17 protein-coding genes are annotated in these 19,149 nt (G+C 56.0%); 3 read left to right on the top strand and 14 right to left on the bottom strand.

Features of this window, described 5'->3' with window-relative positions:
* Positions 1 to 107: 107 nt before the first annotated feature.
* Entirely contained in the window at positions 108 to 446 is a 339-nt protein-coding gene (locus tag GNG29_RS04755; protein WP_103178406.1) for a DUF1294 domain-containing protein, read from the bottom strand.
* Between the two features lie 446 nt (positions 447 to 892).
* Here GNG29_RS04755 and GNG29_RS04760 point away from each other — a divergent pair, with 446 nt between their 5' ends.
* Positions 893 to 1,165: a hypothetical protein gene (locus GNG29_RS04760; protein ID WP_103181033.1), complete on the top strand. Its 273-nt coding sequence runs from the start codon at positions 893 to 895 to the stop codon at positions 1,163 to 1,165.
* Positions 1,166 to 1,275: 110 nt separating this feature from the next.
* Here GNG29_RS04760 and GNG29_RS04765 read toward each other — a convergent pair whose 3' ends face one another.
* The 3 genes from GNG29_RS04765 to GNG29_RS04775 all read right to left on the bottom strand — a co-directional run bounded on the left by GNG29_RS04765 (position 1,276) and on the right by GNG29_RS04775 (position 6,041).
* The gene (locus GNG29_RS04765; RefSeq protein ID WP_156653967.1) at positions 1,276 to 2,961 is read right to left on the bottom strand and encodes a DUF262 domain-containing protein; all 1,686 of its coding nucleotides are present in this window, start codon (positions 2,959 to 2,961) and stop codon (positions 1,276 to 1,278) included.
* 171 nt (positions 2,962 to 3,132) lie between these two features.
* Positions 3,133 to 4,917, bottom strand: a complete 1,785-nt coding sequence (locus tag GNG29_RS04770; protein ID WP_103178408.1) for a diguanylate cyclase — start codon at positions 4,915 to 4,917, stop codon at positions 3,133 to 3,135.
* Positions 4,918 to 4,931: 14 nt separating this feature from the next.
* Positions 4,932 to 6,041: an AI-2E family transporter gene (locus GNG29_RS04775; protein ID WP_103178409.1), complete on the bottom strand. Its 1,110-nt coding sequence runs from the start codon at positions 6,039 to 6,041 to the stop codon at positions 4,932 to 4,934.
* 475 nt (positions 6,042 to 6,516) lie between these two features.
* Here GNG29_RS04775 and mmuP point away from each other — a divergent pair, with 475 nt between their 5' ends.
* Both mmuP and mmuM read left to right on the top strand, forming a co-directional pair.
* On the top strand, positions 6,517 to 7,914 hold the full coding sequence (gene mmuP, locus GNG29_RS04780; protein ID WP_103178410.1) for an S-methylmethionine permease: 1,398 nt from the start codon (positions 6,517 to 6,519) through the stop codon (positions 7,912 to 7,914).
* Complete coding sequence (gene mmuM, locus GNG29_RS04785; RefSeq protein WP_156653968.1) at positions 7,901 to 8,833, top strand: homocysteine S-methyltransferase; 933 nt, start codon at positions 7,901 to 7,903, stop codon at positions 8,831 to 8,833. Before mmuP ends, mmuM begins: the two co-directional genes overlap by 14 nt.
* 274 nt (positions 8,834 to 9,107) lie before the next feature.
* Here mmuM and GNG29_RS04790 read toward each other — a convergent pair whose 3' ends face one another.
* The 10 genes from GNG29_RS04790 to GNG29_RS04835 form a co-directional block, all read right to left on the bottom strand.
* Entirely contained in the window at positions 9,108 to 9,608 is a 501-nt protein-coding gene (locus tag GNG29_RS04790) for a type VI secretion system tube protein Hcp (RefSeq protein ID WP_103178412.1), read from the bottom strand.
* Positions 9,609 to 9,610: 2 nt separating this feature from the next.
* Positions 9,611 to 9,943 carry a putative T6SS immunity periplasmic lipoprotein gene (locus GNG29_RS04795; protein WP_156653969.1) on the bottom strand — a complete coding sequence of 111 codons (333 nt, stop codon included), beginning with the start codon at positions 9,941 to 9,943 and terminating at the stop codon, positions 9,611 to 9,613.
* Positions 9,940 to 10,503, bottom strand: coding sequence for a type IV secretion protein Rhs (locus GNG29_RS04800; RefSeq protein ID WP_156653970.1), 564 nt, complete (start codon positions 10,501 to 10,503; stop codon positions 9,940 to 9,942). The genes GNG29_RS04795 and GNG29_RS04800 overlap by 4 nt, the downstream gene beginning before the upstream one ends.
* Before the next feature lie 166 nt (positions 10,504 to 10,669).
* Complete coding sequence (locus tag GNG29_RS04805; protein WP_139156320.1) at positions 10,670 to 10,984, bottom strand: hypothetical protein; 315 nt, start codon at positions 10,982 to 10,984, stop codon at positions 10,670 to 10,672.
* A gap of 11 nt (positions 10,985 to 10,995) precedes the next feature.
* Positions 10,996 to 12,042: a ferric ABC transporter ATP-binding protein gene (gene fbpC / locus GNG29_RS04810; protein WP_103178415.1), complete on the bottom strand. Its 1,047-nt coding sequence runs from the start codon at positions 12,040 to 12,042 to the stop codon at positions 10,996 to 10,998.
* Positions 12,043 to 12,046: 4 nt separating this feature from the next.
* A complete protein-coding gene (locus GNG29_RS04815; RefSeq protein WP_103178416.1) occupies positions 12,047 to 14,125 on the bottom strand; it encodes an iron ABC transporter permease in 2,079 nt (692 codons plus the stop codon).
* Positions 14,126 to 14,188: 63 nt separating this feature from the next.
* Positions 14,189 to 15,220 carry an ABC transporter substrate-binding protein gene (locus GNG29_RS04820; RefSeq protein WP_032616757.1) on the bottom strand — a complete coding sequence of 344 codons (1,032 nt, stop codon included), beginning with the start codon at positions 15,218 to 15,220 and terminating at the stop codon, positions 14,189 to 14,191.
* Between the two features lie 13 nt (positions 15,221 to 15,233).
* Entirely contained in the window at positions 15,234 to 16,535 is a 1,302-nt protein-coding gene (gene uhpC / locus GNG29_RS04825) for an MFS transporter family glucose-6-phosphate receptor UhpC (RefSeq protein WP_156653971.1), read from the bottom strand.
* 85 nt (positions 16,536 to 16,620) lie between these two features.
* Positions 16,621 to 18,162: an MASE1 domain-containing protein gene (locus GNG29_RS04830; protein ID WP_156653972.1), complete on the bottom strand. Its 1,542-nt coding sequence runs from the start codon at positions 18,160 to 18,162 to the stop codon at positions 16,621 to 16,623.
* Positions 18,162 to 18,791, bottom strand: a complete 630-nt coding sequence (locus tag GNG29_RS04835) for a response regulator transcription factor (RefSeq protein ID WP_156653973.1) — start codon at positions 18,789 to 18,791, stop codon at positions 18,162 to 18,164. The genes GNG29_RS04830 and GNG29_RS04835 overlap by 1 nt, the downstream gene beginning before the upstream one ends.
* Between the last annotated feature and the right edge of the window lie 358 nt (positions 18,792 to 19,149).

Consider the following 19,149-nt stretch of genomic DNA (forward strand, 5'->3'; position numbering starts at 1 on the left):
TGCGATGAAAATCGCGCTTTCACCGATGCAGTATGTCCCTCTTCGCGTACACCTCTTTCACCAAGGCACTCCGCCATGATCTCAGGCCGTTAGCATTCATCGTCCTCTCAATAATAGTGGAGTCGCCATGCCGCCAGGACCAGCACCACGAGGTTGAGGATCACGCTTAACATAAACCAGGTTTTGAAAGGCTGCTTTTGGGTTTTATGGCGAAACAGCTGCTGGCCAAAGATCGCTCCCGGCCACCCTCCGACTACCCCGCAGATCAGCAAGGTCGACTCCGGAACCCGGCGCCAGGCTTTGCGGGCCGCGATTTTGTCGGCGCCGTAGATCATAAACGTCAGCGCGCTGGCGAGCAGAAACCACATCGCAAAAGGGTGAGGGGACAAGGCGCTGCCCGCAGCGACCAGGGCCAAAAGGAGATAACAGAGGACATTGAGGTTCATGGGAGGCAGTATCAGTCATCAATCCGAAGGGCGATGATACGCGATCCTGCCGGGAGTGTAACCGGGCTAGCCGGTTAACCGTTTGGCAAAACAGATGGCCTCGTCGCGCCCGATATAGGGGCCAAAGTGGCTTTTCCACTGCTGCCGGTATCGCTGCAAGCTCCGCGGAGAGCTGTTCAATAAGCGTCTGAGAGTCGGTAGAGGCGTACAGGATTTTTCTTTTGTTATCATTTTGCAGTAGCGGCAACAGGCTCGGCGAATAACCGTCAAACTATGTTTGAGCGCAGGTAAATTTAATTTGTGATGAGAATATCTTATTTGCAATAAATTCATTTTATTTATACATAACCTTGTTTTATATCAAACTCTTTGAAATATGCGTGAATTATTTTAGCTAAATACATAATCGCAACTTGAATAATATGAAAAATAAAAAATTACTAATAATGATGTTTACTGCATGTGCTTTTTTTATGGCGGGTAATGCAGTAGCAAAAGGTAATGCGATCTCTGATACTTCGGTTAAAAAAAAGATTATTGCTGAATCAATCGCTTCGTATCCTGGGGTATGTGCCTGTCCTTTTAATCAGGCGAGAAATGGAAGTGCATGCGGCAGACGCAGTGCGTGGAGCAAAGCAGGAGGGTATTCACCGATTTGCTACGAAAAAGAAGTCACTGCCGATATGGTTAAGCGTTGGCGTGAACAAAATCAGATCTAACGTTGCTTCCTGAATTTAAATCACTGTTCTTGATACGCTTAGACATTCGAATGCCTGTTTCCCCTTAAACTGAAATGGCGGCGGCATTATGCCACCGCCTTCCACACTGCTTACTCTTCGTCCTCCAGTAATCCCATTTCGGCGATACGTTCCTGGATCAACTGTTTGCGTTTCTCAATAAAGCGCCGGTAATTTTCCAGCTTCCATAAGGTCCTGGGGCTGCGGGGGATACAGTGCAGATCCAAAAATTCCGGGGATTGATCTTTTAGCCATGTATCGAGGGACTGGGCTCCTTTGTCGCCTGCGCCATTCTGATGGGCAGGTAACAGCATACAGTTCGCCAACTGGTCGATTTCCCAGTTTTCGTAGACACGTACCATACGGCCAGTTTCTTCATTTAAAATCTTCTCTTCTTTTAGCAGGCTACGGGCAAAAATGTGGTCAATCTGCGGTTCATGCTGAAAGCCTGAAGATTTGTATTCTCCGCCATACCACAAGTTAAACAGCAGGTGGATGTGCCCGCTACCGTAGCCGCACCAACCGAAGAGGCGCTCTTCGGTTAAATGCAGGCTACGATTGGCCGAAACGATCGCCGCACGGATCTTTTTCAGATCGAAGCTCTCCTGGTCGTCGATCACTTTTACCAGCTTATCTATAATGCCATCTGGCTGACCAGAAAAAACGCCATTCAGCAGAGCAGGCACCAGATACTGCTTTAATGCTTGCGATCTCGCTAATTTCCCCGGGAAGTGATATTGCAGATATACTAAGGGAATCAGTGCATTATAAGAGGTGAGTGCTTTGCCGGATCGAATATAGGTTTTACTGACAATCTCATCTTTCACAAACATAAGCGCTTTGGCGATAGCTGGCCAGTTTTCACTGATCTGGTTACGCACATTATCATCACGCAGTTTATCCACATCATATTTGGCACCAAAGCCCAGCAGCGTGGTGCTAAGTTTAATCAGAAAATCGCGGGAGAAGTTGAAGCGGCCGTTATCATTAATCTTCTCCAGAAAGTCTTCAAAGATAACGTCAGCGTCAGACCACTCGGTGGAGAGCAGCGTAAACATTAGATCTGATTTGCTTAACCTTGTACCGCCTGAGTTCGCCCGAATAAAGACCTCAACCACATCGTCAAAATCAAGTTCGCTGTCGTCTTCGCTGCTGTCAATCACGTGATAAAGCAACTTACCTTCATTACTAAACTCTTTACCTGCACGACTAATATTGATTGTCGCCTGTTCTCGCTCTTTCGCGCTTAGTTCCAGCTTTTCTTCTTCAATGCGCTGGCTGAGAATCTGTTCGGGTAATTTTTTGGTGTAGACAATGTCTGACATGACCATCCATGGCCAGGAGCTTGTGGCGGCATCCTGAAACTCAAACTGATAGCGAATTTCTTCATTGCTTGTCGATGTACCACTCAGCACATTGAAATGGAGTACTTTACCGTCAATGCTACCTTTCAACGCCAGATAAAAACTTTGTAAGCGCTGCTGGCCGTCCAGAACCAGCCATTTCGACTTCGTTTTGCCGTGATGATAGTGATCTTTTAAATCGACCTTGCCGTCGTTGAAATTCTCTATAAATTTACGGTGCTTAATTTCTTCGCGGGTTTTCCAGAACAGCAGGGAGGAGAGGGGATATTGCCGCATGACAGAGTCGAACAGGCGGGCTATTTGATCGGTATTCCAGACAAACTGTCGCTGAATATTTGGCAACCAAAGCCCGCCACCATCGGCTTCGTTATTATTAATTTCCTGAATCATCGCCTTGATTGATTTACTGGGCATTGCACTCTTCCTTGTCGTTGCGCACACGAATGCGGCATTGAATTTGGCTTAAGGGTATCAAGGGGCATTATCGGCAACGGGAAGATAATATTTAGCGTGAAGGCAGAAAAACGTTCTCAGTGTCAGAGGGCAAGCAATAATTTATCTGCATCTTTTACTTTGAGCAAACCGTTAACCCCCCTCCAGCATCCCAAAGCTGACGATCCTTGAACGCCCCAGCTCTTTCGCCCGGTAGAGCGCCACGTCGGCGGCACGCAGCAGGTTATCGCCCTGAGCGTGCTGCGGATAGCTGGCAATACCGATCGATACATCAACCGGGCCGATCTCCGAGAGCTCATAACGCAGCGTCAGGTTATGCACAGCGGTATGAATTTCACTGGCGCAGGTAAACGCCGTCTCTTCATCCGCGCCCGGCAGCAGGGCCAGAAACTCCTCGCCGCCATAGCGGAACGCCATGCCTTTGTCGCTTACTGCACGCTGGACAATGGTCGCCACGCTTTTAATCACCAGGTCTCCCGCGTCGTGGCCCAGTCTGTCGTTGATGGCTTTAAAGTAATCGATATCGATCATCAGGCAGCTTAATGGCGTACCGCTGTGCATCGCCTGGTTTATCTGGGTGCGCAGAGCATCTTCCAGATGGTGGCGGTTACGCAAGCCAGTCAGCGGGTCGAACAACGCTTTCTCCAGCAGGGCATCACGCAGGCGCTGGTTGGCCAGCGCCAGACCGAGCGCCTCGGCCATCAGCTCCAGATAGGCGCGGGATGGAGCCATCGCCGGGGTCACGTTCTGGAACGAGAGCAGGCCGATGGTCTCGCCCTGGGCAATCAGGGGAACGCAGAGCGCATGGCTGGCACAGGCGTCGGGGAGGTGGTAACAGGTAATATCCGGCTCGCCGGTTACTGGCGGATGACTCTGCCCGCGGCGCACGGCCCAGCACTGGTCCGGATGGAAGGGATCGGACTCACCCTGCGGGTCGAGCCATTCGGCGGCACAGTGCATCTGCCACGGCTCCCTTTCGAGAAGCCAGAGCTGTCCGGGAATGCCCGGCGCTATGCCGGGCGCGAACAGTTGCGCCACGTTCAGGACATCCTCGACGGACTCGCACCCTTGCAGCCGCTGCGTCATTCGCGCCAGCAGCTCGCGGATCGCCCAGTCGGCATCACGCTCTTTTTCCAGCCGCTGCCGTACCAGACCGTTTTCACGAAAGATACGGATCGCCTGGGCCATATCGCCAATCTCGTCGATCTGCCGGTAATCCGGGGCTTCGACCCCATAATCCTGAGACGCCAGTCGGTTGACCACATCACTCAGGCGCACCACCGGGCGCAGCACCCGGCGTTTGAGGATAAAACCGAGCACAAACAAAAACATTAGTGCGGTCAGGCCGACCATCACCTCGGAGAGGGTACGCAGCGCGCGGGATTTTGCCGTGGCATCCTCAATTGCCACATTGGTGCGGCGGTCCAGCATCTGACGAAAATGATCGAGCTGATTCTGGACCTGCTCCAGCTCGCTCTCGTAACGCTCGTTATAAAGCAGTTCAATGGCCTGAGGCTGCTGCCCGCGCCCGACGCTGGCGATAGCACTCTGTTGCTCATCCTGCAGCGCATCGGCCATCTGCAAACCTTCGTGCAGCAGCGCCAGCTCTTCATCACTGGCACCCGCATCTTTCAGCTTTTGCAGGCGATGCTCAATTCTGACCATCGTTTCCGCTTTCTGGCGGTACTCCTCTGCCACCGCGGGATCCTGTTTAATGACGTACAACCGCGCCAGGTCGGAGAGCGCCCAGGCGTCAACTTCCACCTCTTCGGTGAGCTGATCGAAGACGTAGCGCTGTTCAACGGCCTGCCGCTCAACGCTTTCGGCGCTGGAGGCCATCAACATAGCCACGCCGGAAGCGATAGTCAGACAAACCGTGGCACCGTATGCCCAGTTAGTGATAGTGGCGATACGCACGTCTTATTCCTTCTTCATAAATCAGGCGAATTTTTCCCTTCCTCGATAATCGCATCGTCAATCTCTTCGGCATTACCGGCATGATCGCGACCCGAAAGCAGGTTCCAGCAGGCGATAAACAGGGCGGCGATTAACGGACCAATCACAAAACCGTTGATGCCATAAATCTCCATCCCGCCGAGGGTAGTGATGAGGATAAGATAATCGGGCATTTTGGTGTCTTTTCCCACCAGCAGCGGGCGCAGCAGGTTATCCACCAGCCCCACCACCAGCACAAAGAAGCCGACGATAAACAGGCCCTGCCATAGCTGATGGGTGGCGAAGAGGAAAATAGCTGCCGGTACCCAGACGATGGCCGAGCCGACCGCCGGGATCAGCGACAGGAACGCAATCAGCGCGCCCCACAAGATGCTGCCATTAATACCGACTATCCAGAAGGCGATACCGCCCAGCACACCCTGGACCAGGGCCACCACGGCCGTGCCTTTTACCGTCGCTCGGGCAACCCCGGCAAATTTGGCAAACAGATGGTGTTTGGCGAAATTCGACAGCGGCAGGCTGTCGAGGATCTGGCGCACCAGCCACGGGCCATCTTTCAACAGGAAAAAGAGCAGATAGACCATTACGCCAAAGCTGATGGCGAAGCCAAAGGTGCCTTTACCAATCAGGAAGGCGCTGCCGGCAAGGTATTGCCCGCCGCGTAGCGCCGCTTCAGAGAGCTTTTGCTGGATCTGCGCGGCAGTGTCGAGATCATGCTCGATCATCAGCGCGCGCAGCCAGTCTGGCAGGTGAGAGAAGAGACCAGCGAACACCCCGGAAAATTGGGTGTCGTTCTGCTGCAGGCGCGTGTAAACAATATTGAGTTCAAAGGCTAATGAGGAAAAGATCACCATCAGCGGAATAAAGACGATGAGGCAGATAAGCAGCACGCTCAGCAGCGCCGCCAGCCCGTTGCGATCCCCCAGTTTGATACGCAGGGTGTTTTTGACCGGGTAGAAAATCACCGCCAGGATAGCAGCCCACAGAATGGCCGAGAAGTAGGGCGACAGCACATCAAAAAACGCCCATGAGACCATCAGCAGTATCAGTATGAAGAAACCTTTGGTCAGTCCGTTAAATCGCATCAGCTCATCCTTTTTTAATGAAACACTACGACTATAGAGTGTTTTACGTAATTTAACATATTGCGATCTTCTGCCGGGTGGCGGCTGCGCCTTACCCGGCCTACGTGAATGAGTAGGCCCGCGCAAGCGCAGCGCCGCCGGGCAAGGCCCGCACACCCGCCAGTCCGTAGGCCCGTGCAAGCGCAGCGCCGCCGGGCGACAGGCCGCACCACTCGCCAGTTTAGCGGCTAATAAACAGATACCACTTTCGCCTGACCGACGTGGGGCCCGGTGCGGTACATGCTGTAAGTAGCGATTTGCAGGAGGTGTCCTATGGCATGGCGACCCTATCTCTACGTGATTTATACGGTGCGGCCCCGTTTAAGCGCCCGTCGCGCGCGTCTTCGTCTGGTGCATGGCTAGCAATTTGTTAAGAATCGCGGTATAAACACACCTTCTTTTGGATGTTTAGATGTCCATACGTATAGAAGGTGATATGCAAACAGAACAAAACGGACAGCTACAGCGCACCATGAAGACTCGCCACCTGATCATGCTGTCGCTTGGCGGCGTGATTGGCACCGGGCTCTTTTTTAATACGGGTTACATTATTTCCACCACCGGAGCGGCGGGCACGCTGCTGGCCTATCTGATTGGCGCGCTGGTGGTCTGGCTGGTGATGCAGTGCCTCGGCGAACTCTCCGTGGCGATGCCGGAGACCGGCGCCTTTCACGTCTATGCCGCACGCTATCTCGGCCCGGCAACCGGCTACACCGTGGCGTGGCTCTACTGGCTCACCTGGACGGTAGCGCTGGGATCGAGCTTTACCGCCGCCGGATTCTGCATGCAGTACTGGTTCCCGCAGGTGCCGGTCTGGGTGTGGTGCGTACTCTTCTGCGCGGTCATTTTTGCCCTCAACGTCATCTCGACCCGCTTCTTTGCCGAAGGGGAGTTCTGGTTCTCGCTGGTCAAAGTGATCACCATCATCGCCTTTATTGTTCTGGGCGGCGCGGCCATCTTTGGCTTTATCCCGATGCAGGACGGTTCTCCCGCGCCGGGGCTCAGCAACCTTACCGCCGAAGGCTGGTTCCCGCACGGCGGCCTGCCGATCCTGATGACCATGGTGGCGGTTAACTTTGCCTTCTCCGGCACCGAGCTAATCGGCATTGCGGCGGGTGAAACCGAAAACCCGCACAAGGTGATTCCTGTCGCCATTCGCACCACCATTGCGCGGCTGATCATCTTCTTTATTGGCACCGTATTTGTGCTGGCGGCGCTGATCCCGATGCAGCAGGCCGGGGTGGAAAAAAGCCCGTTCGTGCTGGTGTTTGAGAAGGTGGGCATTCCGTATGCCGCGGATATCGTTAACTTTGTGATCCTGACGGCGATCCTCTCGGCGGCCAACTCCGGACTCTACGCTTCCGGGCGGATGCTGTGGTCCCTGTCGAATGAAAACACCCTGCCGCGCTGCTTTGCCCGGCTGAATAAAAACGGCGTGCCGCTAACGGCGCTGTCGGTGTCGATGCTCGGCGGCGTGCTGGCGCTCTTCTCAAGCGTAGTGGCCCCGGATACGGTGTTTGTCGCGCTGTCGGCGATTTCCGGTTTTGCGGTGGTGGCAGTGTGGATCAGCATCTGCGCCTCGCACTTTGTCTTCCGCCGTCGCCATCTGCAGGCGGGCAAACCGCTCGGCGATCTGCACTACCGCGCCCCGTGGTATCCGCTGGTGCCGGTACTGGGCTTTATCCTCTGCCTGGTGGCCTGCGTCGGCCTGGCCTTTGACCCGAGCCAGCGCATTGCCCTTTACTGTGGTTTGCCGTTTGTGGCGCTCTGCTATGGCGCGTACTACCTTACTCAAAATCTGAAAACCCAGGAGCCTGAACATGTCGCAGAATAATCCGCTTACCGCCCTCCTTGAAAGCCAGCCCTTTGTGGTCCTGGACGGTGCGATGGCAACGGAGCTGGAAGCGCGCGGCTGTAACCTGGCCGACAGCCTGTGGTCGGCGAAGGTATTAATGGAGGACCCGGAGCTGATCCGCGACGTACACCTCGACTACTTCCGTGCCGGGGCGCAGGTGGCGATCACCGCCAGCTATCAGGCCACGCCGGAGGGGTTTGCCGCCCGCGGGCTGGACGAGGCGCACTCCCGGGCGCTGATTAGCAAAAGCGTTGAGCTGGCGCGCAAGGCGCGGGAAGCGTATCTGGCGGAAAACCCGCAGGCCGGCACGCGGCTGGTGGCCGGTTCGGTCGGGCCCTATGGCGCATTCCTGGCGGACGGGTCGGAATACCGCGGCGATTATGTACGCAGCGCAGAGGTCTTTACCGCCTTTCATCGTCCGCGGGTAGAGGCGTTGCTGGATGCCGGGGCGGATCTGCTGGCCTGCGAAACCCTGCCATCGTTTGCTGAAATTAAGGCTCTGGCGGATCTGCTGACGGCCTACCCGCGCGCCCGGGCGTGGTTCTCGTTTACGCTGCGCGACAGCGAGCACCTGAGCGACGGCACGCCGCTGCGCGAGGTGGTGTCGGTGCTGGCGACTTATCCGCAGGTGATTGCGCTGGGGATTAACTGTATCGCGCTGGAGAAGACCACTAGCGCGCTGCAACACCTGCAAAGCCTGACCGCGTTACCGCTGGTGGTCTATCCGAACTCGGGCGAGCATTACGATGCGGTGAGCAAAACCTGGCATCATCACGGGGAAGCGTGCGAGACGCTGGCGGGGTATTTGCCGCAGTGGCTGGCGGCGGGGACGAAGCTGATTGGGGGGTGTTGCAGGACGACGCCGAAGGATATTGCTGAGATTACTGCCCGGCGCTGAGAATAGCGCTGCACTATCGGTTTCGGTTGAAGAACTTTCGTTAAAAATTCATTGCTCGGGCGGCTCTCTCTTCATTGATGGAGAGGGCTGGAGTGATGAGGGAACGTTCGACTGAAGAGGGGGCCTTTCACCATACGTTGCTTGCTTTAAGGACCTAAGAAATATTGTGGAGCCTTTGTCCCTATGGGAGAGGCAGCAAATACGAAAACGGCAACCAAATTTGTAATGCCAGTCATTTAAGCCACTGACTGGCTCTACGATTGCCCCATTTACTTTATTTTTGCGTCTCATTCGGTTTTGCTGGCTTCATCCATGCATCATCATATTTAATATTTCCTCTTACATAATTCCATTCAATACCTCGGAATCTAAGTCCCACTACTTCATGCATGTTCGGGGTAGTACTACCAGGATAATAAACATGAGTGAAATCTACAGAAGAAACGACAACACCCTCTAGCTTAATATTATAAATCTCCGTCTCTATTCCTGCTTCTACGATTTCATAATATTTAAGCACCGCTTTTTGAAATCTCTTTTGCTCACACACAGCGATAGCAAAGAAAGGGCTGGTTTTATCAAGTTGTTTATGAATTACTACAGGACTATGTTGTCTACATCCTGTCATGTTTCCTGTATTGCTGTCTACTGGCTGCCTTACGCCGTAACTACTATTCATAACTTCTATTGCACCCTCACGGCCTAAAGCCATGCAATCTCCTGGAATTTGCATTCCATTTTCATCATACAGAAATAAATAAGCTGGTAGTGACATAATTATCTGTTCCCATCGTTGTCGATAAAGAATGAATCAGAATAACTGACTCCATTTAAATTATATGCAATATTGTAGTTATATCCCTTTGGCAATTTAACGTTTACACATGTGTCAGGATAGGATAAAGATATATTATCTTTTGCTTCTATAACTGTGTATTTTTTATTTGGCCAATAGTAAATGCTATAACGTTTTAGAATATCACTCTTGTTTATAGTAAAGCAGATGGTGTTAACTTGCATATACACGCTACGATGTATTGATGCTGGTTTTCCTCCACCAGGGCAACCCGTAAGGATAACAATAAAAGGTAATGTGAGTAATCTCTTCATCCCGGAAATCCTTTCAGGACTGATTTGTATTTTCTAATGAGTTCATAAGTGGATACATTCGGATGATAATCTCTATATTCTGTTAAATATAACGTATCACTATTAAATCCATAGGTAAGAAGTAGCCAATAATCGCTGGCAATTGATGCTTGTTGTTCTAGCCCATAATGGAGGAAATCAGCTTTGTCTAAACTGTAACTATAATCAGCCAGGCGAGAGAATAACCCTCTGGTTCTCACAAACATTCCCTTTTGTGCTTGCCATGCATGAACCATTTCATGCATAAATCTGTGTTTCTTCTGCAGGTCTCTTTCTAAAGAAAAATCCGGTGAATAGGTTCCCTCTCTAAACCATAATTCGCCGTCAGGAGCCATTGCAACATCTACAGGTTGCAGGTTGAATGGTAAATACCCTTCACGATGTGCCCAAATGCGGCTATAGATCAGACTTCCACCAAATAAAGTCCTGGCTAATGCAATTTCACCTATCGTTAGTTGTCTGACGCCACCAGGTACAATCGGTGTTCCTGATGTGGGTTTTATACTTTCATCAACTGGCATTTAGTATCCCTCTAATTGCTGTTGGTTTTGTATGTTAATCGTACAGCATGCGGCAGGCGAGAGGAAGCGTGGTTTACAGAAAAGTGCTTAAAATTAAAAGGCTTTAAGTGAAACAGGTAATGGCAACCGTAGGCCCGGCAAGCGCAGCGCCGCCGGGCATTAATCATTACGCCAGGAGTTCAATTACCCCCTCATCGGTTCTGAGCCAGCGCGGCATCTTGAGCGTATCGGCGTAGAAACTGACCCGTTCTCCGGGCAGATTCTGGATGACTCTTTCCACGTCCGTGGTGAGCGAGCCACTGATCAACTGCTGGGTCAGTACCTGGCAGTAGCGCCCGAGGTGATCGGCCTCGGGCTCAAACACAGGGAGACGGGTCGGGAAATCCTTTACCGTCAGGCTTTCTTTTAACGCCTCCGGAACCACCACCGGAGCCGCACGCTCCCCCTCACCCCAGCCCTCTCCCACAGGAAGAGGGAACAAAACGGTGCCGTTTACGCCGCATCTGCCAGCACAAACATCCCATACGGATGGATCTCCAGGAAATACGCTTCCCCCACGTCCGGCTGCAGCCTTGTCGCGTTCACCTGCAACAAAATCTCCTGGCCGTGCCACTCCACAATCACCTCATACTGCGGCCCCATATAGGCGACGTGGCGGATCACGCAGCGCTGACTCGTCTCGCCGTGCTGGCTCAGGGTGATCGCCTCCGGGCGTACCCCAACGGTGCCAGCCCCCTGGGCGGCAAAGTGGAGCGGGCGCGGCAGGCGATAGCCGTGGATCGCCACGTAATCCTGGGTGAAGGTGGCCGGGAACAGGTTGGCATCGCCCATAAAGCTCGCCATAAAGCGCGACGCGGGCTGGCGATAGAGATCCTGCGGGGAGCCAATCTGCATGATGTTGCCCTTGTTCATCACCAGCACGGTGTCCGAGACCGCAAAGGCCTCGCTCTGGTCGTGGGTCACATACAGCGAGGTGATGTTGAACTGCTTTTGCAGCTCGCGGATCTTATCCCGCATGCTGCGCCGCAGGTTGGCGTCGAGGTTACTCAGCGGCTCATCAAACAGCAGCACTTTCGGTTTGAGGATCAGGGCGCGGGCGAGCGCCACGCGCTGCTGCTGGCCGCCGGAGATCTGATCCACATAGCGGTCTTCGAAGCCCTCCAGATCCACCATCGCCAGCGCCTCTTTGACGCGGGATTTGATCTCCGCGCGCGACACGCCGAGCATCTTCAGGCCGTAGCCGACGTTCTCCCCCAGCGACATGTGCGGGAAGAGGGCGTAAGACTGGAATACCATGCAGATATCACGCTGCTGAATGGAGCGGTGGGTCACGTCTTCGCCGTCGATGAGGATCTGCCCGTCGGTGGGTTTTTCCAGCCCCGCCACCAGACGCAGCACCGTGGTTTTGCCGCAGCCGGAGGGGCCGAGCAGGGTCACCATCTGCCCCTGGGGGATCGCCAGGTTGATGTTTTCAATCACCGTGTTGGCGCCAAAGCGCTTGGTCACGTTACGCAGTTCAACGAAATGTTTCTGAGTCATAGTGTTACGCCTGGTTTTTGGCTTTTGAACGGGAGATACGCGCCTCACCGATGAGCCAGTCAAAGAGGAAAATGATCGCCAGCATGACCACAATCAGGATCGAGCCGTAGGCAATCGCCACGCCGTATTCGCCGTCTTCCACGCGGTTCAGAATGTAGGCCGTTGCCACCCGGGTATCCGGCGTGACGAGGAACACAATGGCGCTGACGGTGGTAATGGCGCGCACAAAGCTGTAGATCAGCGCCGACAGAATGGCCGGGCGCAGCAGCGGCAGCAGAATGTGCGTAATGGTGCGCAGGCTCCCGGCGCGCAGGCTCAGCGAGGCTTCGTCCAGCGATTTATCGATCTGGCCCAAACCCGCGATCCCGGCGCGAATGCCCACCGGCACGTTACGCATCACCATGGAGATAATGACGATGGCGGCGGTGCCGGTCAGGTAGACCGGGGCGCTGTTAAAGGCGAGGATGTATGACACCCCCGCCACGGTACCCGGTACCGCAAAGCAGAGCATGGTAGTGAACTCGATGGTCTTTTTACCCCTGAACTGCTGGCGCACCACCACCCAGGCGATCAGCAGACCGAAGGCGGCGGTGATCGGTGCCGCAATCCCGGCGTAGAGCAGGGTATCGAGCAGTGAAGGCCATGCCCCGTCGCTCATCCCCTGGCCGAAGAGCTTGATAAAGTTATCCAGCGTCAGGGTGTAATCCACCCCCCAGTTGACGGTAAAGCTGCCGTAGAAAATGCTGCCGTAAAGCAGGGCGTTAAAGGCGATCCACACCGCCAGCAGGGCGACCACGCTCCACACCAGGGTGACCGGCAGGGGCTGGACGTCGCCGCGGTAGGACTTGCCGGAGACGGTGACGTAGGAGCGCTTGCCGATCCACATATACTGAATGCAGAACACCAGCAGGGAGAAGAGCAGCAGAAAGGCGCCGAGGGTGCTGGCGGCCTGATAGTCGAGCTGAGAGCCGGTGATGTAGAAGTAGATCTGCGTCGCCAGCACGTCGAAGTTACCCCCCAGCACCAGCGGGTTACTGAAGTCGGCCAGCGACTGGACGATGACAATCAAAAAGGCGTTGGCCAGCGCGGGCTTGAGCAGCGGGACAAAGACGCCGTTAAAGGTCTGCCAGCGGCTGGCGCGCAGGGTGTACGACGCCTCCTCCAGCGACGGATGAATGGTCTTGATCGCCCCGTCGAGGATCATAAAGGCCATCGGCGTAAAGGCCAGCACTTGCGCCAGCCAGATACCGGTGAAGCCATACAGCCAGTTGGTATTGGTCAGCCCAAACCAGTCCACCATCAGCTCCGTAATATAGCCGGAGCGACCCATCATCAGCGTCACGCCGAGACCTACCACGAACGGCGGGGTAACAATCGGCAGGATGGAGAAAATACGGCCAATAATGGCGCTGCGTCTGGCGATGCGGGTGGTGTAGATCGCCAGCACCAGGCCGAAGAAGGTGCAGCCGATGCCGACGGCGATCGAGAGCAGGATCGAGTTGATGATCACCTGGATGATATGCGCCTGGGAGAGCACATTCATAAACGCCAGCGGCGCGAACTCCCCGGCGTCGTTGGTGAACATCGGAATAAAGATGGCGATGCTCGGCCAGACGATAAAGATGCCGATCAGGGCGACGATGGTAATCAGCGAGCCGATGACAAAGCGGTCGCCGCCCAGCCACTCGAGGCGGGTCAGGGCCAGGGTCATGATCGCCCCCAGCGCTACAAACAGCACGATGGTGGCGTAGCCCAGGCCGCGTCCTTCGAGGGTGGCGCTGATGACCACAAAGGCCATGCACAGCAGCGCCCAGCCGGCGTCCAGGTAGTGGCGGCTACGCTGCTCGCGCTTCGCCTCGGTGAACGGGCGCACCAGCAGCAGGGTGGGGAGCAGATACCACAGCCAGCTGATGTTGAAGTGAGACCAACTGTAGGCGTCGAGGATCTCGTCGCCGGTGGACTCCAGCAGGCCGTAATCCAGGCTCCAGCTCGGCAGAAGGGCAAACGCCAGCCAGCTAACAAAAACCCAAAGGAAGACCGCATCCCGTTTTTTTACGGGATGGAGAGCGAGTGTCTGTGACATAGGTATTCCGGTGTTGTAGGCCGGGTAAGCGTAGCGCCACCCGGCAAAGGAGCAATAGCGGGCTTATTTACCCATCTTCACGTCGCTGACCCACTTGTTGATCAACGCTTTACGCACGTCCGTCGATCCGTACTTATCCATGTCGTAGCTGATGAGCTTCAGGTCATCGAGCTTCAGCGAGTTCGGCGAGGTCTCTGCGGTGGTGTTGGTCAGGATCTGATAGGACTTGCCCTGCTTCCACGCCAGCTCCTGGGCCTCTTTCGACAGCACCCAATCCACGAAGAGCTTCGCGTTCTCTTCGTTGCGCGCCCCTTTCAGGATGCTGACGCCGCCAATCTCATACCCGGTGCCTTCGCACGGGGAGATCAGCTCCAGCGGTGCGCCCTGCTCTTTTTCCAGCGAGTAGTCGTGCAGGAAGCCGATGCCGATGGCCGTTTCACCGCGGGCGGCGTTACGCGCCGGGGCGATGCCCGATTTGGTGTACTGGGAGACGTTGCCGTTCAGCTGTTTGAGGTAGTCGAAAGCCTGGTCTTCCCCCCACAGCTGGACGAAGGTCGCCAGCGCGGTGTAGGCGGTGCCGGAGCTTTGCGGATCGGCAATCTGGATCTCGCCCTTGTACTCCGGTTTGGTCAGATCTTTCCAGCACTGCGGTACCGGCAGGTTTTTCTCTTTCAGGCGCTGGGTGTTGACGCCAAAGCCCAGAATGCCCACGTACACCGCAGAGGAGAGGTTGCCTTTCACCTTGGCCGGATCGCGGAATTTCTCCATGATCTGCTCCAGGTTTTTCGATTTGTACGGCTGCAGCAGCCCCATCTCACCGGCCTGAGACTGCGGGTCCAGGGTGCCGCCGTACCAGACGTCAGCCTGCGGGTTTTTCTTCTCGGCATCCACTTTCGCCAGCGTACTGCCGGAGCCGTTGCGGATAAACGAGGTTTTGACGTCGTACTTGTCGCCAAACGCTTTGGTTTCGGCCTCGCACATTTCGTTGGTGGCGCTGCAGTAGACCACCAGGCGGCCTTTGGCCTGTGCGGCACCGGTTAAGGTTGCCAGCGCGATCCCGGAAGCAATGAGGGTAGAGAGAAGCGTTGTTTTCATTATTCAGCCCTTTTTATGACGTTATGTGACTGCGAGAAGCGGTGATGCCCGCCATCAGCAGCGGCATCAGGAGTAAACCCATCAGTACGGCGGCGATGGAGAGCAAACTGAACATTCCCGACCAGCCGTAGCGTTCGATAACCTGCGACAGCGGCCACCCGGCCAGCGCCGCCCCCAGATAGGCAAACACGCCAAGAAAACCGGTAATCGAGCCTGCTGCCTGCTTGTGCCCGCACTCCACGGCGGCAAGGCCGATGAGCATCTGCGGACCAAAGACAAAAAATCCCACCGTAAAAAAGCACATCGCCAGCAGGGCGTAGTGGTGAACCGGGGCCAGCCACAGGGCGGCGACCGACACCATCAGCCCCAGCGTAAACAGCAAAATCATCGGCGCCCGCTGGCCGCTGAACAGCAGATCCGACCCCCATCCGGCGAAGAGTGCCCCCAGCAGGCCGCCCACCTCGAACAGCATCACCGTGGCGTTGGCGCTCAGCAGGTTCACCCCGTGGCTCTCCGCCAGCCAGATGTTGCCCCAGTCGTTGAGGGCGATGCGGATCAGATAGACCAGCACATAGGAGGCCCCGAGCAGCCAGATCATCGGGTTTTGCAGCATGGTGGTGCGTAACATCTGCCACAGCCCCATCGGCGGGCTCTGCTGCTCCTGGCGCAACTCCAGCGGATCGTTGCGCCACTCCCCGACCGTCGGCAGACCCTCTTCCTGCGGTGTGCCCCGCAGTTGTGTGGTCAGCCACAGGCCGAGCACGATACTGATGATCCCCGGTGTCAGCATCGCCGCCTGCCAGCCCCAGCGATGGGCGGCGAAGGCGCAGATCAGCGGAATAATCGCCCCGCCGATGTTGATGGAGGTGTTCCAGCACCCCCACCAGAAGCCGCGCTCGTTGCGCGAATACCAGTGGGTGAGCAACCTGGCGCAGGGCGGCCATCCCCATCCCTGAAAGAAGCCGTTCAGCGTCCAGATAAACAGCAGCAGGGGCAGGGAGTCGCCGAAGGCGAACAGCACGTTCAGTACCCCGGTCGCCATCAGGCCGATGCCCATAAACGCCCGCTGGCCCTTGCTGTCGTGCCACAGTCCGGCGGCAAATTTCGACAGGCCGTAGCTGAGGTAGAACAGCGATCCGATCAGGCCGATATCGCTCTTGCTTAACCCCAGATCCAACTGCAATGCGGGCAGCACGTAGTTGAGGCTTTTACGCGTCAGGTAAAACGCGGCGTAGCCAGTGACCATGCAGAGCAGCAGTCGCGGGCGCAGCCGGCGGTAGCGTTGTGTAACCTGTTCAGCTGACAGTGCGGGCATGGCGTTCTCCATTTGCAATGACTGTATGAAAGCGCGACGAAAAAGGGATGAGAGAAAGTCTGGCGTGACTAAGACTTTTTCCTGGTTAGCGGTGTGTTTGTTGCAAAACTGTGGGCAGGTTAACAATTACGCGTGTGCCGCCCTGGGACTCCAGGGTGAACTCGCCGCCCAGGGCATGCACCCGCTCGCGCATCCCCTGGATGCCGAAGCCGGGGATCTGCTGCATGCTGATACCGTTGCCGTTATCCTTAACCTCCAGCCGCAGCTGGTTATCCTGCTCACAGAGCAGGACGCTGACCTCGCTGGCATCGGCATGTTTGCTGACGTTATTCAGCAGCTCCTGGAGTAAGCGATAGAGGGTGAAGACCAGGGTTTCACTCTGCGGCGGAGCGGTGAGCCGGTAGTCAAACCGACACTGAATGCCGCGCTCGGCAAAGGCGAACTCGTTCACCAGGTGGTGCAGCGCCTCGTTCAGGGAGAGCTCGTCCAGCACCGGGGGGCGAAGCTGGCGCAGCAGCTGGCGGGTGGAGTGGTGAATGCGGCGGGCCAGCTCGTTGATCTGCCCGGCGGCCTCTAACGCCTGCGGATTATCCCCCGCCCGTTTTACCAACTGGGACTGGATCTGAATGGCGGTGATGTTCTGCCCAATCTCGTCGTGCAGCTCCCGGGCCAGGTGCTTGCGGGTATCTTCTTCGGTATGGATCAGCTTTTCGGTCAGCTCGCGTCGGGCCTGCAATTCTGCCTCCAGCCGACGACGATAGTGATCGAGGTTCATCGCCAGATGTTGCTGGCGGCTGATAGCGATCCCCAGCCCAATCCCCAGCAGCGACTGGGTGGCGAGAAAAATTTCCAGCTCCAGCAGATCGCTGAACCCTACGCCGACCTGACGGGCAATAGTGATCATCATGCTGCCCAGCAGCCCGGAGAGCACGCCCCCCTGCCAGCCAAACTTCCACGCCATCACCACGTTGGGCAGAAACACCACAATCAGCAGCAGCCGCTCCAGGGAGGGGGAGAGCACCATCTGGGTGCCGATACCGATGATAAAAAAGAGGCTACACCAGATGATAAGCGAGGTGCGCAGCGGCGGGTTGCTGGTATCGAGCCCCAGCAGATGGTAGCGATGCTGCTGGCGCAAAAACTCAAACACGAGGTAGACGAACGGCGTCAGCAGCACCCCGCCGGTAAAGGAGGCCAGCACCAGCAGGGTGGCCGGGCTTTCAAGGAACGGCGCCAGGATCAGGGTCTGGAGCAGGGCATTGAGGGTCACTGCCGCGATCAGCAGCGACAGACGCTGCCAGTAGAGGGGATAGCGGTGCCAGTAGCGCTGCGCCAGCCACGCGCAGACGGTGCCTGCCAGGGGCACCACCAGAATCAGGTGATGAGTCAGCAGCTGTTCGCCGTGCAGCCAGAACATCGCCGACAGCGGAGGGAGGATCAGCGCCGGCCAGAAGCGGCGCGAAAGCACAATCAGCAGCGCCAGATAGACGCCCTGAGGCAAAAACAGGGCCGCCTGCTGCCCGTTGCGGGTGAGGTAAAAGCTCAGCGTCCACAGCATCAGCCAGCCGGTGCCCCAGGCCAGCATAATAAACAGCGAGAGGATGATGTGCCGCAGGGCGCGCCGCATTAGTGGCCCGTCAGCAGCTGGTGATCGAGGGCAAAGTGCACCAGCTCAATGGTGCTGCTGCACTGCAGTTTGCCCAGCACGTTGGCGCGATGAACATGGACAGTTTTGTGGCTGAGCTCAAGCTGGAAGGCAATCTCCTTCACGCTTTTGCCCTGGACCAGCAGCTCGAACACCTCTTTCTCGCGCGGGGTCAGTACCGCCAGCGCCTGTGATACCGGCTCACCGCCGCGCAGGGCTTTAACCGCATCGGCACACAGATAGTGTCCGCCCATGCCGACGGATCGGACCGCCTGGACCAGCTCCTCCGGGCCGCAGCGCTTGGTGAGATAGCCGCTGGCCCCGGCGTCCAGCGCGCTCTGCACAAAGGCGGGGGTGTCGTAGATGCTGAGGATAATGGCGCGAAATCCCGGGCGCTGCTGGCGCAGGCGTTTGAGCAGGCTCAGGCCGTTCTCATCGGGCATGGCGACGTCGAGCACCGCCACATCGATGGCCTCGCGGCTAAGGGCGGCCCAGGCCTCTGCGGCGCTGCTGTACTGGCCTTCCACCACCAGATCGTCTTCCAGATTTAACAGCTGGGCGAACCCGGAACGCACCACCACATGGTCGTCCACCAGCACCACTTTGATCATCTCAGATACCTTTACGAAGTCATTCGCCTATGATGCCTGTCAATGGTTGGCTGGCAATTGTGCAGCTGCGGTTATGTAACGGATGTAACAAAATTGCAATAAAGGTTTGGGTAGTAAAGTAGACCGGGTAAGGCGTAGCCGCCACCCCCCTGGCACGTTCACCGGTTCTGGTATACCAGAGCAGCACGGACCGTGAAGTGAACGGAACTACCTCTACCGTTACATATTTCTTTGCCCACACGAGTCAAATAGCCCTCACCCCAATCCCTAAAATCCAACTATCTATTGCCGCTTTTTTTCTAAAAACGATTCGGCATTAACGATGCTTTTTAATTCCTTTATCAAAATTCTCGCCGCG

Source organism: Leclercia sp. Colony189 (genome assembly GCF_009740165.1).
Lineage (GTDB): Bacteria > Pseudomonadota > Gammaproteobacteria > Enterobacterales > Enterobacteriaceae > Enterobacter.

Excerpts from the sequence above, each read along its gene's own strand:
- GNG29_RS04835 (WP_156653973.1), bottom strand. The coding sequence starts at position 18,791 with ATGATCAAAGTGGTGCTGGTGGACGACCATGTGGTGGTGCGTTCCGGG.
- GNG29_RS04760 (WP_103181033.1), top strand. The coding sequence starts at position 893 with ATGATGTTTACTGCATGTGCTTTTTTTATGGCGGGTAATGCAGTAGCA.
- GNG29_RS04830 (WP_156653972.1), bottom strand. The coding sequence starts at position 18,162 with ATGCGGCGCGCCCTGCGGCACATCATCCTCTCGCTGTTTATTATGCTG.
- GNG29_RS04815 (WP_103178416.1), bottom strand. The coding sequence starts at position 14,125 with ATGTCACAGACACTCGCTCTCCATCCCGTAAAAAAACGGGATGCGGTC.
- mmuP (WP_103178410.1), top strand. The coding sequence starts at position 6,517 with ATGCAAACAGAACAAAACGGACAGCTACAGCGCACCATGAAGACTCGC.
- GNG29_RS04755 (WP_103178406.1), bottom strand. The coding sequence starts at position 446 with ATGAACCTCAATGTCCTCTGTTATCTCCTTTTGGCCCTGGTCGCTGCG.
- mmuM (WP_156653968.1), top strand. The coding sequence starts at position 7,901 with ATGTCGCAGAATAATCCGCTTACCGCCCTCCTTGAAAGCCAGCCCTTT.
- GNG29_RS04795 (WP_156653969.1), bottom strand. The coding sequence starts at position 9,943 with ATGAAGAGATTACTCACATTACCTTTTATTGTTATCCTTACGGGTTGC.
- uhpC (WP_156653971.1), bottom strand. The coding sequence starts at position 16,535 with ATGCCCGCACTGTCAGCTGAACAGGTTACACAACGCTACCGCCGGCTG.
- GNG29_RS04765 (WP_156653967.1), bottom strand. The coding sequence starts at position 2,961 with ATGCCCAGTAAATCAATCAAGGCGATGATTCAGGAAATTAATAATAAC.
- GNG29_RS04820 (WP_032616757.1), bottom strand. The coding sequence starts at position 15,220 with ATGAAAACAACGCTTCTCTCTACCCTCATTGCTTCCGGGATCGCGCTG.
- GNG29_RS04800 (WP_156653970.1), bottom strand. The coding sequence starts at position 10,503 with ATGCCAGTTGATGAAAGTATAAAACCCACATCAGGAACACCGATTGTA.
- fbpC (WP_103178415.1), bottom strand. The coding sequence starts at position 12,042 with ATGACTCAGAAACATTTCGTTGAACTGCGTAACGTGACCAAGCGCTTT.
- GNG29_RS04790 (WP_103178412.1), bottom strand. The coding sequence starts at position 9,608 with ATGTCACTACCAGCTTATTTATTTCTGTATGATGAAAATGGAATGCAA.
- GNG29_RS04775 (WP_103178409.1), bottom strand. The coding sequence starts at position 6,041 with ATGCGATTTAACGGACTGACCAAAGGTTTCTTCATACTGATACTGCTG.